The sequence below is a fragment of the Streptomyces sp. NPDC002588 genome (assembly GCF_040295925.1).
Lineage (GTDB): Bacteria > Actinomycetota > Actinomycetes > Streptomycetales > Streptomycetaceae > Streptomyces.
Genome location: NZ_JBEOWF010000045.1, coordinates 17667 through 33913, shown reverse-complemented (window position 1 = coordinate 33913; position 16247 = coordinate 17667). Strand labels below are relative to the sequence as shown.

The following is a 16247-nucleotide window of genomic DNA, read 5'->3' as shown; positions in this document are numbered from 1 at the left end:
CACCGGACGCTTTTCTCACGGCCTCACTCCCCGAGCAGGGCCCGCACCCGCTCCTGTCCGACGGCGAGCAGCAGCGTGGGCAGCCGCGGCCCGGTGTCGCGCCCGACGAGCAGGTGGTACAGCAGCGCGAAGAACGTCCGCTGGGCGGTCTTGATCTCCGGCGGCAGTTCCTTGGGCGTGGCGTCGGCGGGGAACCCGGCCTGCACCTTGGGGACGCCGTAGACGAGATGGGTGAGCCCGTCCAGCGACCAGTGCTCGGCGAGGCCGTCGAGCAGCAGCCGCAGTGATTCCTGCGCGGCGCCGTCGAGGGACTTCAGCAGTTCGGCGTCCGGCTCGCCGCGCACGATGGTCCGCTGGTCGGCGGGGACGTGCGTGTTGATCCAGGCCTCCGCCCTGTCGTAGCGCGGCCGGGCCTCCTCCAGTGTTCCGAGCGGGTTCTGCGGGTCCAGTTCGCTCAGGATCCGCAGTGCCTGCTCCTGTTCGCCGGCGGTGATGTCGGCGACGGACGCGAGGGTCCGGTACGGCAGCGGTCGCGGAGTGCGCGGCAGCTCGCCGCCGGCCGTGCGCACGGCACGCGAGTGCGCGGCGACGTCGGCCGGGAGGGCGGCCCCCTCCGCCACCTTCGCGTCCAGCTTGTCCCACTCGTCGTAGAGCCGCTGGATCTCCTGGTCGAAGGCGATCTTGAAGGACTGGTTGGGCCGGCGCCGGGCGTAGAGCCAGCGCAGGATCTGCGGCTCCATGATCTTCAGGGCGTCGGCCGGTGTGGGCACGCCGCCCCGCGAGGAGGACATCTTCGCCATGCCGCTGATGCCGACGAAGGCGTACATGGGCCCGATCGGCTGCTTCCCGCCGAAGATGCCGACGATCTGCCCGCCGACCTGGAAGCTGGAGCCGGGCGAGGAGTGGTCGACCCCGCTCGGCTCGAACACGACCCCTTCGTACGCCCACCGCATCGGCCAGTCCACCTTCCAGACCAGCTTGCCGCGGTTGAACTCGTTGAGCCGGACGGTCTCGGAGAACCCGCAGAGGGTGCAGGAGTACGTCAGCTCGGTGCTGTCGTCGTCGTAGGCGGTGACGGTCGTGAGGTCCTTCTCGCAGTTGCCGCAGTACGGCTTGTACGGGAAGTAGCCCACGGATCCGGCCCCGGACGAGCCGTCGTCCTCGCTCGCCGCCCCGGACCCCTCGGCGGCCTCCAGCTCGGCCTCGTCGACCGGCTTCTGCGACTGCTGCTGCTTCTGCTTCGCCGGGTCCTTCTTCGTGCGGTACTGGTCGAGGATCGCGTCGATCTCGGCCCGGTGCGCGACGGCGTGCAGGATCTGCTGCCGGTAGACCCCGGCGGTGTACTGGGCGGTCTGGCTGATCCCGTCGAACTCGACGCCCAGCTCGGCCAGCGACTCGGTCATCGCGGCCTTGAAGTGCTCGGCCCAGTTCGGGTACGCCGATCCGGCCGGGGCCGGGACGGAGGTCAGGGGCTTGCCGATGTGCTCGCCCCAGGAGTCGTCGACCCCGGCGATGCCGGCCGGCACCTTGCGGTAGCGGTCGTAGTCGTCCCAGGAGATCAGGTGCCGGACGTCGTGCCCGCGCCGCCGGATCTCGTCGGCGACGAGGTGCGGTGTCATGACCTCGCGCAGGTTGCCCAGGTGGATGGGACCGGAGGGGGAGAGCCCGGACGCGACGACGACGGGTTTGCCGGGGGCCCGACGCTCCGACTCCTCGATGACCTCATCCGCGAAACGGGAGACCCAGTCGGTGGTCTCGGTGCTCTGAGCCACGATCGGCACGTCCTCTTGATTCTGGAGCCTGTGTATGGGAGTCCCATACTCCCAGACCACCCCGCACCCGCGAAAACCGCTTTACCCCCCATGGGATACTGGGCGTGTCTATCCATCCCCACGAGGAGAACGGCACCCACTCCTATGGCCTCGGTCACGTCCCTCAGCGACTCCGTCCAGCAGCATCTCGCGTCCGCGCTCTCGGCGACCCTGCCGGAGGCCGCCGGCGCGGACCCGCTGCTGCGCCGAAGCGACCGGGCCGACTTCCAGGCCAACGGGGTGCTGGCGCTGGCCAAGAAGGCGAAGGCGAACCCGCGGGAGCTGGCGACGCAGGTCGTGTCCCAGGTGACCACCGGCGGGGTGATCAAGGAGATCGAGGTCTCGGGTCCCGGCTTCCTGAACATCACGATCACCGACCGGGCGATCACCGAGAACCTGGCCGCGCGGTACGCGGACGAGGACCGCCTCGGCGTCGCGCCGGCCCCCCGCCCGGGGACGACGGTCATCGACTACGCCCAGCCGAACGTGGCGAAGGAGATGCACGTCGGTCACCTCCGCTCGGCGGTGATCGGTGACGCGGTGGTCCAACTGCTGGAGTTCACCGGCGAGTCGGTCGTGCGCCGCCACCACATCGGCGACTGGGGCACCCAGTTCGGCATGCTCATCCAGTATCTGGACGAGCACCCGCACGAGCTGGACCACAAGGAGTCGCAGGTCAGCGGCGAGGAGGCGATGTCGAACCTCGACCGCCTCTACAAGGCCGCGCGCAGGCTGTTCGACTCCGACGAGGAGTTCAAGACGCGGTCCCGCCGCCGGGTGGTCGACCTCCAGGCCGGCGACCCGCACACGCTCGCCGTGTGGCAGAAGTTCGTCGACGAGTCGAAGATCTATTTCTTCTCCGTCTTCGAGAAGCTGGACATGGAGATCCGGGACGAGGACATCGTCGGCGAGTCGGGTTACAACGACATGCTGGCGGAGACCTGCCGCCTCCTGGAGGAGTCGGGCGTGGCGGTCCGCTCGGAGGGCGCCCTGTGCGTCTTCTTCGAGGACGTCAAGGGCCCGGACGGCAACCCGGTCCCGCTGATCGTCCAGAAGTCCGACGGCGGCTACGGCTACGCGGCGACGGACCTGTCCGCGATCCGCGACCGTGTCTTCAACCTCAAGGCGAACACGCTGCTGTACGTGGTGGACGCCCGCCAGTCGCTGCACTTCAAGATGGTCTTCGAGACGGCCCGCAGGGCGGGCTGGCTGAACGAGGACGTCAAGGCGCACCAGCTGGCCTTCGGCACGGTCCTCGGCAAGGACGGCAAGCCGTTCAAGACCCGTGAGGGCGAGACGGTCAAGCTGGTCGACCTCCTCGACGAGGCGGTGGACCGTGCGACGGCGGTGGTGCGGGAGAAGGCGCAGAAGGTCGGCCTGACCGAGCCGGAGATCGTGGAGAACGGCCGGTACGTGGGCATCGGCGCGGTGAAGTACGCCGACCTGTCCACGTCCGCGGTCCGGGACTACAAGTTCGACCTGGACCAGATGGTCTCGCTGAACGGCGACACGTCCGTGTACCTCCAGTACGCGTACGCCCGTATCCAGTCCATCCTGCGCAAGGCGGGCGAGGCCAAGCCGGCCGCCCACCCGGAGCTGGACCTGGCCCCCGCGGAGCGCGCCCTCGGCCTGCACCTGGACCAGTTCGGCGAGACCGTCCTGGACACGGCGTCGGCGTACGAGCCCCACAAGCTCGCGTCGTACCTCTACCAGCTGGCGTCCCTGCTGACGACGTTCTACGACCAGTGCCACGTGCTGTCGCCGGACAACGCGCCGGAGGTCGTCGAGAACCGTCTCTTCCTGGTGGACCTGACGGCCCGCACCCTCCACCAGGGCATGGCCCTCCTGGGCATCAGGACGCCCGACAGGCTCTGACCGCGGACGGCACGCGAAAACACCGTGGCCCGTCCTTCCCCCGGGGAGGACGGGCCGCGGTGCGTTGCGGGGGACCGTCAGGCGGCGAACCGCTTGAAGGCGGCCTTGGTGCCCGAGCCGGCGATGCCGTCGATGTCGCCGGTGTAGCCGTAGTCGTTCTTCAGGAGGCGCTGGAGTGCCTTGATCGTGTTGGTGCCGGGGTCGCCGTCGATCTCCCCGGTGTAGCCCCAGTACTTCTTGAGGCAGCGCTGGAACGCCTTCCAGCTGTTGGTGCCGAGCTTGCCGTCGATGTCGTCGGTGTAGCCCCAGTAGTCCGCCAGGAAGTTCTGGACGTTCTTGCCCTCGGCGATGGTCAGGCCGAAGTTCTCGTACGAGGCCGCGGCCGCGGCCTGGACGCTCACCGCGGGCTGCTCGGCCGGCGCCGCGTAGCCGGTACCGGCGGCCGCCAGGGTCCCGGCGGCGATGCCTGCGACGGCGGTGAGACTGACAAGGGTCCTGGCCAGGACGTTCGGTCGCATACGTTCCTCTTTCCGATCGTTGGTTCGCCGCCACCGGGCCCGTTTGAGGGCGAGCCGGTGACGACTCGAGAGTGGTCCGCGACCGGCCGGGGCCGCCACGCCCCCGGCGGAACTGACGGCCTCACGGGACGTCCCACGCGCTGACCTGCGAGGACACCGGCCGCAGGGACGGTCTCGCGGGACGGCTGTGACAGGAGTTGAACTGTTCATGCAGAATGCGTCGCAGCGGGGGGCCGCTGACCACGGTTCATCACCGCACCTCTGGGGGGAACATGGCGCGCCGCACTGCGCTGTCCGCCGAACTGGATCCGCGCGTACGACAGTTGGTGCTGCAGCTGCGCCGGCTGAAGGAGCACACCGGGCTGAGCACCCGGCAGCTGGCGGCGAAGACGGAGTACAGCCAGAAGTCGTGGGAGCGGTATCTGGTCGGCCGCTCGCTGCCGCCCCCCGAGGCCGTGGAGGCACTCGTCCGCATCGCCGGCGCCGACCCGGTCCGGATGCTGGCGCTGCACGAGGTGGCCGACGAGGCCTGGGACGGCGTACGCGTGAAGGAGCCGACGCGACAGGGACCGGCGCCGCAGGGGCCCGTTGTGGAGGCCGGCCCGGCCCACGCTACCGGGCGGTCGCTGCGCATCGCGCTCGTCGCCTGCTCGGTCGCCCTGGTCCTGGCCGTCGCCTCGACGGTCCTGCTGCTCGCCCGGCTCGACGACGGCCACGGCGAACCGGCGACGGCGGCCATTCCCCCCGCCGCCTCCGCCGCCGGCGTCGCGTCCTCACACGCGCCCGCGTACCGCTGCAGCCTCCGGCAGACCGACGGCCGCTGGTACGCGGGCATCAGCCGCACCCAGGACGCCGAGATCGCCTACGGCAGTGCGGGCCCCGACGTCGCCGAGGCGCAGTGTCTGCTGCGCCGGGCCGGTATCTCGCCGGGCGGCATCGACGGGATGTTCGGCCCGCTGACGCAGCGCGCGGTCAAGGCCCTGCAGCAGCGGGCGGGGCTGGACGTGGACGGCATGGTCGGCCCGCACACGTGGAAGGCCCTGCGCGGATGACGACTCCCTCGCGGTCACCGTCTCCTGAGAGTGCCAGACTCACCGCCACGCTACGGGAGTTGAAGGAGCGGACAGGGCTGAGCCTGGCGGGGCTGGCGGAGCGGACCACGTTCAGCAAGTCGTCCTGGGAGCGCTATCTCAACGGCCGGACACTGCCCCCACGTCAGGCGGTACAGGAGCTGTGCCGCCTGGCCGGCGAACCGGACGGGCGCTGTCTGGCCCTCCTGGACATCGCGAAGGCGGAGTGGTCCGCCCCGCCGTCCGGACCGACACCCCCGGCCCCCACACCCACGGCCCCTGTCACTCCCGCCCGGCACCGGGGAGCGGTGCTGGCGGCGGTTCTCGCATCGATGTCCGTCGTACTCTTCGCGGTGGTCCTGCTGACCGTCGTCCTCCTCCCCGACCACGGCGAGGCGGCCGGGCCGCCGGCGTCCGCGTCGCCGTCCGCCAACGGCCCGGCCTGCCGGGGCGCCGCCTGCGAGGGCAAGGACCCGATGGTCATGAAGTGCGTCGCCGAGCCGGAGACCCTGGCCGAGCACGTCACCGCCACGGGAGCCACCCTGCAGCTGCGCTACAGCCGGGCGTGCGGGGCCACTTGGGTACGGATGTGGGGTACCCGCATCGGCGACGCCGCCGAACTGCGGGGCCGTGTCGCCCGCGTCGGGACCCGTTCCGAGGCGGACACCTACGTCCACACCCCCATGACGGCATCCCGCCCCGGCACGGCGGTCCAGGCCTGCTTCCTGCCGGCGACGGGCGGCGCGAAGGAGTGCTTCGAGGGAACGGTGGGGTAGAAGGGGCCCGTTCGCGACTCCAGGCCGCTCCGCCCCCTGCGCACGGCTGCCCGCTTCTGGCACATTGGCAGCGCGGGGCTCCGACCAAGTCTCGCCGAGCAAGGGGGACTTACATGATTGATAACGGGGCGCCCGACCGGTTCTCGGCCTGTCTGCGTGCCTTGCGGGAGAGAGCCGGACTCAGCTACAAGGACCTGTCCACGAAGACCGGCATCAGCCGTTCCAGCCTGCACCGCTACTGCTCCGGCGCCGTGCCGCAGGACTACGGGGTGGCCCACCGCATCGCCACCGTCTGCGGCGCCTCGCCCGCCGAACTGCGCGAACTGCATCAACTGTGGGCCCTGGCGGACACGGAGCGGACCACTGCCGCGCCGCCGGAAGCACCCGTGGAGACCGGCGAGTCGCCGCCCCCGGCCCCGAGGCGCCGTTCGCGTACCACCGTCACCACTGTCACCGCCGTCGCCGCGGTCGCCGCGGTCGCCCTACTCGCGCTCGTCGGCTGGGCCGTGTCCGCCGTCTCCTCGTCCGGGACGCGGAAGCAGGAGCAGCAGGACAGCCGGCTGCTGTTCTCGAAGGCGTGCGAACCGGTGGTGAGCATGGGCCAGCACGACACGTGCGTGACCGAGGTGCAGAGGCTGCTGCGACGCCGTGGCGCGGTAATCGACGTGGACGGCGACTTCGGCCCCCAGACCCTGCGCCGGGTGACCGCGTTCCAGGTGTTCGCGGGCGTCTCGCCGAACGGGGTGGTGGGGGACGCCACCAAGGAGGCGCTCTACGACTCGAAGGTGCGGATGACGACCTGGTCGCCGGACCGGGTCCGCAAGCGGATCCGTCAGGTGTTCACCGCGGACCCGGACGACGCCGTCGCCATCGCCGACTGCCAGTCGTTCCTCGACCCGCTGCACATCCTGCCCAACACCAACGGCAGCCGGAACTGGGGGCTCTTCCAGATCTCCGACGCCCGGCTGCACGATCTCGGCGGCACACCCACGAAGGCCCTCGACCCCGAGTGGAACATCGAGGCCGCCGAACGCCTGTGGAGCGTCCACCACGACTTCCACGACTGGCCCTACTGCGAGAAGGCGCTGCGCCGGCCGTGACGGCGGTCGGCGCAGCGCGCGGGGGCGGGTGTCAGCAGTCGGCCGCCGTGTCGATTCGGACGCCCGTCACCGTGAACTCCGACGAGAAGTGGACGTGGTAGTTGGGCGGCAGGCAGAGGTACTCGGTCGCGCCAGTGCTGTTGCGGATGTAGCGCAGGTAGGCACGGTCGTCGTTACGGCTGTTGACGACCCAGTCCGCACCCCGGCTGCGCGAACCGAGGTTCTGGTAGGACGTGGTGACGTCCTGGAAGGCAGCCGTGGGGGCCGCGCTGTTCCAGTTGGCGTCGGTGAGGTAGAAGCACACGCGCGGCCACGCGCAGCCGTTGTAGGACTCGGCCGACGCGGTGGGCGCCGCGACGACCGCCGCGGTCGCGGCGAGCCCCACCACCAGACCGAGACGGGTCAGCGACTTCGCCTTCACGGTTCGTACGGACATCGTCGATCTCCCCCTTCCGGGGTCTTCCGGATCTGTTCGGGGCCCGACGCTGGCAGACCTCCGAAAGCCCCGGCAAGGAAAGCCGCCGCCCTGGGACGACGGAACACGACAACCCCTGTGACCTGCGCGTCCCACGCCCCGGCCGGGACGGATCTGAGACGGCCGGCGGCCGCGGCGGGCGTTGTCAGTGGCGACCTCTACAGTCGCGGTCATGGCGACTCTTCCCAATCCGCTGCCCAAGCTGGCGTCCGACCCGAGCGGCCGTTCGCTGGGGCTCCAACTCCCGCCGGGGAGACTGATCGACGCGACTGACGAGGGACCGTGGCACGAGCCGTTGCTGTGGCATGCCGAGCGACCCGCCGCATCGGGCAACTGGTCCGCGCTCGGCGCCCGTTCGGCGCGCGCGGGGCTTCTGCCGGTGCTTGTGGACCTTGGCGGTTCGCAGGGCGCTCCGCAGGAGTGGGAGCTGATGCCGGGCGAGCCGTCCTATCCCGGCGACCACGACCCCGAGGAGGTCCTCGCGGAGTACTGGGAGGAGGTCGCGGGGGACGGCGAGGAGTGGCCGGGCCTGGCCGGGAGCCCGACCCTCACCTCCGATCCGGACACACGCGCCGCGCAGGTGGCCGACTCCCTGGCCGCCGAGAGCCGTTCGTGGTTCACGACCCCGCATCTCGCCCTGGTGCCGGCACGGCGGAGCGCGGACGTGCCGGCGGCCGTCGGCTGGATGGGCCCCGCCAACTACGAGAACGACGTGGCCCGGCTGTGCGCCGTCCTCCGCTCCTGGGAGGAACGCTTCGGCATACGCGTCGTCGGACTCGGCTTCGACGTCCTCGTACTCTCCGTCGCCGCCCCGCCCGCCACCCTGGAGGAGGCGCGCGCGGTGGCCGCCGAACACTTCGCGTTCTGCCCGGACAACATCACGCAGGGCCCGGGGTCGCCGGACTCCTACGCCGATCAGCTCGTCGGAGAGCACATCTGGTCGTTCTGGTGGGACTGACCCTCGGCTACCGCCCGAGCCCCTTCCCCAGCCTCCGCAGCCCCTCCGCTGTCTCCTCCGGCGTCTGTGTGACGAAGCAGAGCCGGAGGGTGGAGCGGTCGGGGTCGGCGGCGTAGAAGGGGGCGCCGGGGACGTACGCGACGTTCTCCTCCACCACCCGCGCAAGCAGGGCCGTCGTGTCGTACGACTCCGGCAGCCGGGCCCAGAGGAACATGCCTCCGTCCGGGCGGTTCCAGGCCGACCCCTCGGGCAGGGCCTCGGCCAGCCCCGCCAGCATGGCGTCCCGGCGCTCGCGGTACACGCCCGCCACCTTCGCCACATGCCCGTCGAGGTCGTTCACGGCCAGATAGCGGGCCGCCGCGAGCTGGTTGACGGTCGGGGTGTGCAGGTCGGCCGCCTGCTTGGCGACCACACAGGCGCGCCGCAGTTCCGCCGGGGCGCGCAGCCAGCCCAGCCGCAGACCGGGGGCCATCACCTTGGAGAAGGAACCGAGCAGGACCGTGCGGTCGACGGCGTCGGGGTGGGCGGCGATCCAGGGGACGCGCTCACCGTCGTAGCGGAGTTCGCCGTAGGGGTCGTCCTCGACGATCCACAGGCCGTGGCGCGCGGCGACGGAGGCGATCGCGGCGCGGCGCTCGGCGGGGAGAGTGCGGCCGGAGGGGTTCTGGAAAGTGGGGACGGTGTAGAGCAGCTTGGGCCGCTCGCGCACCACCAGTTCCGCGAGGGCGTCGGGGTCGGGGCCGTCGCCGTCCCCCGGGACGGCGACGATCCTGGCTCCTGCGAGGGCGAAGGCCTGAAGGGCGGCGAGATAGCAGGGCGCCTCGACGAGGACCGTGTCGCCGGGGTCGACGAGGGCCGTCGCCAGCAGGGACAGGCCCTGCTGGGAGCCGGTGGTGACGAGGATGTCGTCGGCGTCGGTCGCCAGCCCCCGCACCGACGTCCTCGCGGCCAGCCGCTCCCGCAGCTCCGGTTCGCCCTCGGTCGTGGCGTACTGGAGGGCCCGGGCCGGGGTCTCCTCCAGGACGTGCCGGAAGGCGGCCGCCACCCCCTCCCGGTCGAAGAGTTCCGGCGCGGGCAGCCCGCCCGCGAAGTTGATCACCTCGGGGCGGGCGGTCACGGCGAGGATGTCCCGGACCGGCGAGCCCCCGGTGGACCGGGCGCGCGCGGCCAGTGCGGGCGGTGAGGCGGATGCGAGAGTCATGTCCGCACCCTAGGGATATAGCTGGCGCCTACATGCGCCTTATTCGGTATGTGGACCTCGTGCGGACCGCAGGCCACCGTTCCGTCCCGCACGCCGTCCCATACGCCGTCCCAACGGGACGGGGTTTCCGCAGGTCAGACAGTATGGGACCGGACCGGTGTCCCGACTTGCACGCCAAGTGTGGAAGGCCGGAGCCCGCGCCCCCAGGCTTGCCCCATGCCCACACGACCCACTCCCGCCGTCCGCCGCCGCGCCGGTCTCCTGGCGGCCGCCCTGACCGTGGCCGCCGCACTGACGCTCACCGCGTGCAACGACGGCCAGGGCCTCCGCGACGAGGGCCCCTCGGAGACCGCCGGAGCTACCGGAGCTTCAACGCCGCCTCTGTCGCCCAGTAGGTGAGGATGTTCCGCGCTCCGGCCCGCTTGATGCCGGTCAGCGTCTCGAAGATCGCCCGGTCGCGGTCGACCCAGCCCTTCTCCGCGGCGGCCTCGACCATCGAGTACTCGCCGGAGATCTGGTACGCGGCGACCGGTACGTCCACCGCGTCCGCGACGCGCGCCAGGACGTCCAGGTAGGGACCGGCCGGCTTGACCATCACCATGTCGGCGCCCTCCTCCAGGTCGAGCGCCAGCTCACGCATCGACTCACGCAAGTTGGCCGGGTCCTGCTGATAGGTCTTACGGTCACCCTGCAGCGACGAGCCGACGGCCTCCCGGAAGGGCCCGTAGAACGCGGACGAATACTTCGCGGTGTAGGCGAGGACGGCGACATCCTCCCGCCCGATCTGGTCGAGCGCGTCACGGACGACCCCGATCTGCCCGTCCATCATCCCGCTGGGCCCGACGACATGCGCCCCGGCGTCGGCCTGCACCTGAGCCATCTCGGCGTACCGCTCGAGCGTGGCGTCGTTGTCGACCCGCCCCTGCGCGTCCAGCACCCCGCAATGCCCGTGATCGGTGGTCTCGTCGAGACACAGATCGGACATGACGAGCAGCTCGTCCCCGACCTCGGCCCGCACATCCCGGATGGCGACCTGGAGGATCCCGTCCGGATCCGTCCCCGGCGTCCCGAGGGCGTCCTTCTTCGACTCCTCCGGCACCCCGAAGAGCATGATCCCGGAGACCCCGGCCTCCACGGCCTCCAGCGCGGCCTTCTTCAGACTGTCCCGCGTGTGCTGCACGACCCCGGGCATCGCCTGGATCGGCACCGGCTCACTCACGCCCTCCCGCACGAACGCGGGCAGGATGAAGTCGGCCGGGTGCAGCCGGGTCTCGGCGACCATCCGCCGCATGACGGGCGTGGTCCGCAACCGCCGCGGCCGCGCACCGGGAAAGGATCCGTACTTCGTCATGCCGTCTACGCTACGCCCGTCCCGGACCCGACTTTGCCGACGCCGTGTCGCCGCACACTCGCCCTCGTGACTGCGGGCAATCGTGCCGCTGGGGCGGCACGGGTGGGCGCGGCGGCACCCCGCAAGCGCCGGACCGCGCCCCCGGCAGACGCGTCACAGGTTCACAGGCCGTCGGCGGCTGTGAGTGCTTCGAGTGCGCCGGCCTGGGTACGCCAGTCGGCCGAATTGGGGCTCGTGCCGGCCCATCAACAAGCAGTGCGGGACGGCGATCGGGCAGGACCGCCGCCCCCTGCTGACACCGGTTGTTCAGAGGATCCTGATCTTGTCTATACGGACCCCGCCGGGGTGGTTCGGCCAGACGAAATAGGTCCACTTGTTGATCGGGGTACTGGGCTGCCACTTTCCGTCCCCGTGCCACTGGACCCGGTTGTTGCCGGTACTGATCCAGTCTACCCAGTCAGTCCCGGCCTTGGGGTTGACATTCGCTTCTCCGGCGTTGGCATAACACACTTCCCAATTACCAACAGTCTCATCGCTGTGCCCTCCTACGTGGAGAAAATCGCTGCGGTCGCAGCCAACTCCATTGATCGCGGATGCCTGCGTCGCGGTGACGACGGTGAGTGAGGCTGCCGCCATGAGGGTTGTCAGTGCGGAGAGGACCACTCGTTTGGCTTTTTGGTTCATGGGAGTTCTCCATTTCTCGTCGTGCCGAGGGGCCGGACGGTGGTGCCGTCCGGCGCAGTGCCGCCCGGAGTCGAGGGGTGTGGGTGCCGCGGGCACTGTTGCCCACCGCCGAAGGCTGCGACTTCGCTCGCACGCAGGCGGCACTGCGGTCAACAGATCTTTGAGGGCCTTGGCGCGTGGCCCTGCGCATCGGGGACCGCGATCGGACACGACCGCCGTCCCCCTGAGGGCGGTTGTTCAGAGGATCCGGATCTTGTCGATGCGGACCCCGCCAGGGTGGTTCGGCCAGGTGAAGGTGACCCACTTCGCGATCGGGGCATTGGGCTGCCACCTTCCGTCACCGTGCCACTGGACCCGGTTGTTGCCGGTGCTGATTGAGTGGGCGTAGTCATCCCCCGCGCCCGGGTTGACGCCCGCTTCTCCGGCGTTGGCGTAACACGCGCTCCATGTGGCCCATGGAAAGTCGGAGGTCCCCCTCACCTCGGTGAAATCGGGCCGGTTGCAGGGGACTTCATTGATCGCGGACGCCTGCGGCGCGGTGGCGACGGTGAGTGAGGCCGCCGCCACGAAGGTCGTCAGCGCGGACAGGACCACCTGTTTTGCTCGTCGATTCACGCAAGTTCTCCTTTTCTCGCTTTTCTTGTCGTGCTGGAAGGCCGGACGGTCGCGCGCGGTCTGACACCGTGCCGTCCGGAGTCGAGGGGTGAGGGTGTGGTTCAGGCCGTGTCAGACGCGGTCAGGAGACGTGCTGCCCGGTCGATCTGCGCCTGGACCTGTGTCTTGTAACCGGTCAGGACTTTGGTGTTGGCGGATATGAGCTGCTGCTGGTATCCGCTGAGGACCGCGAAGTAGACGCCGGCCAGATTCGACGACCGCGTACAGGACTCGTCGGCGGTGGCCGCGGCGATCTCCTTCGCGGTCGCCTTCTTGGCGTTCAGAAAGCCATTGGCCAGCATCTCGGGATCGTCGGCCGGATGTCCCGCCCTGCTCATGCAGGACGACCAGCTTTTGCGCGCGGCTCCGACCCGGCTGTCCGCGGCCGCCCGCTGGAACGACTGGCCGAACAGATCCTGGGTCAGTTTCCAGCCCCGGGTGCCGGCGAGTGACGGTACTTGCTTGTCCGCCTTGTCCCAGCAGACGTTGTAGTCCTTCAGCTCCTGCCCGGTCGGGCCTTTGGAGACGGGGACCGGCACTGCGACGTGGAAACCGATGCGCTTCGCGGTCGCACCGCCGATGTAGCCCCAGGCGCCGGCCGGGCGGATCGCTTCTTTTTCTTCTTTCGTCTTCGCGGCGGTCTGGGTCTTCTTCTGGTCTGAATAGCTTGTGTATCCCCGGCTTTTCATGCAGCGGGCGACCAGCGCCTCGTTCGTGTCGTACAGCAGGACGTCGTCCTGCTCGGAGGTGCCGTAGGCGGAAAGCGGCAGGCCTGTCAGTCCGTCGTATCCGGTGGCGGGCGCTGTCGGTGCGGCCGCGATGGCCGGCGGGGTGGTCCTCACGTCCTGGGCGCTGTCCGCAAGGCCTGCGGAGCAGCCGGTGGCCAGCAGACCGGCGGCGATCACACCGAGACATGTCTTGCTCATGCCAGGGTGCTTCCCGTGCCTCACGGCGGGTGTGACTCGGACTGAAGCCATGCTGGGTTTTGCCTTCCCGGGTACAGGGATGGGGTCCTGGCCCCGGGAGGGGTCCGACCCGAAATACGCGCCCTTGAAAAGGAGTTGGGCGGGGCGGTCACCGTGTCCGGCGAGGCGCCGTGCTTGGATGGCCCAAACCTGTGCCAGGCGGCGTCCCATCCGCCATTCCATCGGGGGTTTCGGAATGCCGGGATGCTCACACTGGCTCTGACCTGGAGAAACGTGGCCATCGTGGGATGCCGAACGGAATGGAGGACCGGTGGGGGCGGCTGAAGAGATCGCCGATTTCGCCGCGCTGCTGCGCGAGTTGAAGGAGCGGTCCGGGCTGAGTTACGAGGCTCTGGCGAAGCGGGCGCACATGAGCACCACGTCGCTTCACCGGTACTGCAAGGGGGACGGGGTGCCGGCCGACAACTCTGTCGTCGCCCGGTTCGCCCGGGTGTGCAAGGCGACCCCCGAGGAACTGAACGAGCTGCACAGGCGCTGGGCCCTGGCGGACGCGGCACGGGAACGCGCACGGCGGGCGGCGGATGGGGAGCCGACCGAGCAGGAGCCACGCTCAGCGTCGGCAGGCACCGGCGAAGCCCTGCCGGAGGCGGTGCCGGACGTCCCACCTCCGCCCACGCTCGGGAACCCTCCGGCGCTCGTCGCCGAACCGTCGCCGGAAGCGGTCGTCCTCACGAACGGCACCCCGGCGCGCATCCGGACCGCCCGCAAGCAGTGGGCACTGATCGCGGCGGGCACTGCCGCCGCGGTCGCCATATCCACCGCGATCATGGTCAACCTGAAGGGAGAGGAGACGCACACGGAGGGGAGCGGCCGGCCGATCGGCGCCGTGGCCTCCTCCGGCCGGCCGTCCTCCGCCTCCCCCACGACGCACCCGAGCACGTCCGCGTCCCCCACCACGAGTCCGAGCCACCCCGCGCCCCCCACGGCGCCCGCCGCCAAGAAGTCGTCGCACAGCGCTGCCCCGAGCGGCGCCCAGGACAGCGACGAGGTCCCGCTGACGGTGACCACCCGTGCCTTTACCTGGGACAATGAGTGCGGCGACAGTTTCCTGATCAACCGGCCTCCCAGCGAGGTCGCGCCGCCACCAGTGGAGCAGGACGCGCCGGGCTGGGCGAAGGCGCACGGCGCCATCGCCGCCGACACGCAGCGGGTGGCCCTGACCGTCCAGGGCACCGGGGACGCGACCGTCGTCATCGAGTCCATGTACGTCCGTGTGGCCGGCTCGAGCCGACCCCCGGCCTGGAACGCCTACCGGGGCTGGGCGGGCTGCGGCGCAGGCGTGCAGACGAGGTCCTTCGACACGGACCTCGACGCCACTCACCCCGTCATCGCGCCGAAGGCCGGCCAGCCCGGTTTCCCCTACAAGGTCAGCCAGTCCGACCCCGAGGTGCTGTACATCACCGCCAATGTCACCGCCCACGATGTGAGTTGGTACGTGGAACTGCAGTGGTCCAGCGGCGGCCGTCAGGGAACGATACGGATCGACGACCACGGGAAACCCTTCCGCACCAGCGGCAGCAAGGGCCGTCCCTCCTACGCGTACCTGCTCAACGACACCGAGTGGAGCGACGTGACGGACTCCTGGAATTCGAGCCACTGACGTGCTCGGCACAGCACTGGCACTCATGGATGTGGCTCAAGCCGCGCGACATGGCCCGCTTGCCTCCGACAACCGGGATCGGCAGTCACGGCACCGGCCGGCGTGCGGGGCACGGAAGGCGCGTTCGCAGCCGTCGCAGGTTTGGAAGGGATGAGGGCGGCCTTGTGCCCGGTTGTCTGCTGGCAGGGCAGGTGGCACGACGGTCACTGGGATTGGCGCGGGCAGCAGTTCGCGAAGGCGGTAGCCGAGCACGGCAGCCGGGTGCCGCATGACTTCGGGAAGGTCACTGATCAGGGTGCTGTGGACGACGGCAGCCGAGACACCGCGGTCCAACCAGGCCGTGACGGCAGGGGCAAGCCACCGCAGGTCCCGCTGGGAGAGGATCAGGCGTTTGTCGGTGCCGCGCAGGCCCGCGAGGAGCGTGACGGCTCTGTCGTGGCGCCCGTCGAGAAGGGCTGCTTCTACGGACAGGCTCCGCGATCCGGGCGTCTGCTCGGGAGCCGCAGATGGCGAAGGAACTACGGCAGCGGCCTGCGCATCACAGGACGCAGCCGGGGCCGCGCCTCGGTCATCCTCCTGAGGTGTCTCGCGGCTTTCCCCGGAAGCACGAACCACAGCGCTTCGCCCACGAGGACGGGGCGACGGCACAGGCCCGGAGGCCGCGGGCGCAAGGTTGGCGCCGGGAGTGTGGTGCGCGTACGTGCGGGTGAACAACCGCCCGGCCTCCGTACGCTCCCGGACCCGCTCCAGATAGCCGTACGCCTCCAACTCCCGCAGCGCGAAGGCGATCCGGTCGCGCCCTTCGGGGAAGCGGTCGGCGAGGCTGCGGATGTCGACCGGGGCGCCCTCCGGCAGCGACAGGATGTGGGTGGCCAGTCCGATGGCCGTCAGCGACAGCTCGCGGTGCTGGGCGAGGTGGTTGCCGACGACGATGTAGCGGCCCGACTGGTGCGTTCGTACGTGGGTGACGCCGGAGTGGGTGGTGGATCGCCGAACACCGTGATTCGGACGTGGGGCAGGACTAGGCTTCTGCTCAGCCATGGGGAAGTTCTGCTCTTCCTCGTTGGTCAGGCCCTCGCACTGGGATTGCCGTCCCGGCGGGGGCCGATGCATGTGTGCGGTTGTCTGGGGTGAGACTGCACGCCCGAACCGCCTGCGCGCCACCCGCACCAGCCTGTTTCACCCGCC

The 16247-nt window shown here is 70.3% G+C and carries 15 protein-coding genes; 6 read left to right on the top strand and 9 right to left on the bottom strand.

The window, feature by feature from the left end:
* Positions 1-23: 23 nt before the first annotated feature.
* Positions 24-1781 carry a lysine--tRNA ligase gene (gene lysS, locus ABT057_RS38350; protein ID WP_352348540.1) on the bottom strand — a complete coding sequence of 586 codons (1758 nt, stop codon included), beginning with the start codon at positions 1779-1781 and terminating at the stop codon, positions 24-26.
* Between the two features lie 135 nt (positions 1782-1916).
* Between lysS and argS the strand changes: the two genes are divergently transcribed.
* Positions 1917-3686, top strand: coding sequence for an arginine--tRNA ligase (gene argS / locus ABT057_RS38345; RefSeq protein ID WP_352348539.1), 1770 nt, complete (start codon positions 1917-1919; stop codon positions 3684-3686).
* 77 nt (positions 3687-3763) lie between these two features.
* On the opposite strand, the gene ABT057_RS38340 is transcribed toward argS, so the two are convergent.
* Positions 3764-4204: a peptidoglycan-binding domain-containing protein gene (locus tag ABT057_RS38340; protein WP_352348538.1), complete on the bottom strand. Its 441-nt coding sequence runs from the start codon at positions 4202-4204 to the stop codon at positions 3764-3766.
* 272 nt (positions 4205-4476) lie between these two features.
* On the opposite strand from ABT057_RS38340, the gene ABT057_RS38335 reads away from it, so the two are divergent.
* The 3 genes from ABT057_RS38335 to ABT057_RS38325 all read left to right on the top strand — a co-directional run bounded on the left by ABT057_RS38335 (position 4477) and on the right by ABT057_RS38325 (position 7150).
* Positions 4477-5256 carry a peptidoglycan-binding protein gene (locus ABT057_RS38335; protein ID WP_352348537.1) on the top strand — a complete coding sequence of 260 codons (780 nt, stop codon included), beginning with the start codon at positions 4477-4479 and terminating at the stop codon, positions 5254-5256.
* Positions 5257-5315: 59 nt separating this feature from the next.
* Positions 5316-6050 (top strand): helix-turn-helix domain-containing protein, encoded by a 735-nt coding sequence (locus ABT057_RS38330; RefSeq protein ID WP_352348536.1) that lies wholly within the window; start codon positions 5316-5318, stop codon positions 6048-6050.
* Between the two features lie 113 nt (positions 6051-6163).
* Positions 6164-7150: a helix-turn-helix domain-containing protein gene (locus ABT057_RS38325; protein ID WP_352348535.1), complete on the top strand. Its 987-nt coding sequence runs from the start codon at positions 6164-6166 to the stop codon at positions 7148-7150.
* 31 nt (positions 7151-7181) lie between these two features.
* Here the strand turns inward: ABT057_RS38325 and ABT057_RS38320 are convergent, their stop codons facing one another.
* Positions 7182-7586 carry a hypothetical protein gene (locus ABT057_RS38320; RefSeq protein ID WP_352348534.1) on the bottom strand — a complete coding sequence of 135 codons (405 nt, stop codon included), beginning with the start codon at positions 7584-7586 and terminating at the stop codon, positions 7182-7184.
* Positions 7587-7797: 211 nt separating this feature from the next.
* Here ABT057_RS38320 and ABT057_RS38315 point away from each other — a divergent pair, with 211 nt between their 5' ends.
* A complete protein-coding gene (locus tag ABT057_RS38315) occupies positions 7798-8583 on the top strand; it encodes a DUF4253 domain-containing protein (protein ID WP_352348533.1) in 786 nt (261 codons plus the stop codon).
* A 7-nt stretch (positions 8584-8590) separates the two neighbouring features.
* Here ABT057_RS38315 and ABT057_RS38310 read toward each other — a convergent pair whose 3' ends face one another.
* The 5 genes from ABT057_RS38310 to ABT057_RS38290 all read right to left on the bottom strand — a co-directional run bounded on the left by ABT057_RS38310 (position 8591) and on the right by ABT057_RS38290 (position 13378).
* On the bottom strand, positions 8591-9784 hold the full coding sequence (locus ABT057_RS38310) for an aminotransferase-like domain-containing protein (RefSeq protein WP_352348532.1): 1194 nt from the start codon (positions 9782-9784) through the stop codon (positions 8591-8593).
* 358 nt (positions 9785-10142) lie between these two features.
* Positions 10143-11135 (bottom strand): porphobilinogen synthase, encoded by a 993-nt coding sequence (hemB, locus tag ABT057_RS38305; protein ID WP_352348531.1) that lies wholly within the window; start codon positions 11133-11135, stop codon positions 10143-10145.
* A gap of 306 nt (positions 11136-11441) precedes the next feature.
* Entirely contained in the window at positions 11442-11819 is a 378-nt protein-coding gene (locus ABT057_RS38300; RefSeq protein ID WP_352348530.1) for a beta/gamma crystallin domain-containing protein, read from the bottom strand.
* A 237-nt stretch (positions 11820-12056) separates the two neighbouring features.
* On the bottom strand, positions 12057-12434 hold the full coding sequence (locus tag ABT057_RS38295; protein ID WP_352348529.1) for a beta/gamma crystallin domain-containing protein: 378 nt from the start codon (positions 12432-12434) through the stop codon (positions 12057-12059).
* Positions 12435-12535: 101 nt separating this feature from the next.
* Positions 12536-13378: a hypothetical protein gene (locus tag ABT057_RS38290; protein ID WP_352348528.1), complete on the bottom strand. Its 843-nt coding sequence runs from the start codon at positions 13376-13378 to the stop codon at positions 12536-12538.
* A gap of 331 nt (positions 13379-13709) precedes the next feature.
* Between ABT057_RS38290 and ABT057_RS38285 the strand changes: the two genes are divergently transcribed.
* Entirely contained in the window at positions 13710-15059 is a 1350-nt protein-coding gene (locus tag ABT057_RS38285) for a helix-turn-helix domain-containing protein (RefSeq protein ID WP_352348527.1), read from the top strand.
* 36 nt (positions 15060-15095) lie between these two features.
* Here the strand turns inward: ABT057_RS38285 and ABT057_RS38280 are convergent, their stop codons facing one another.
* The gene (locus tag ABT057_RS38280) at positions 15096-16100 is read right to left on the bottom strand and encodes a helix-turn-helix domain-containing protein (protein ID WP_352348526.1); all 1005 of its coding nucleotides are present in this window, start codon (positions 16098-16100) and stop codon (positions 15096-15098) included.
* Between the last annotated feature and the right edge of the window lie 147 nt (positions 16101-16247).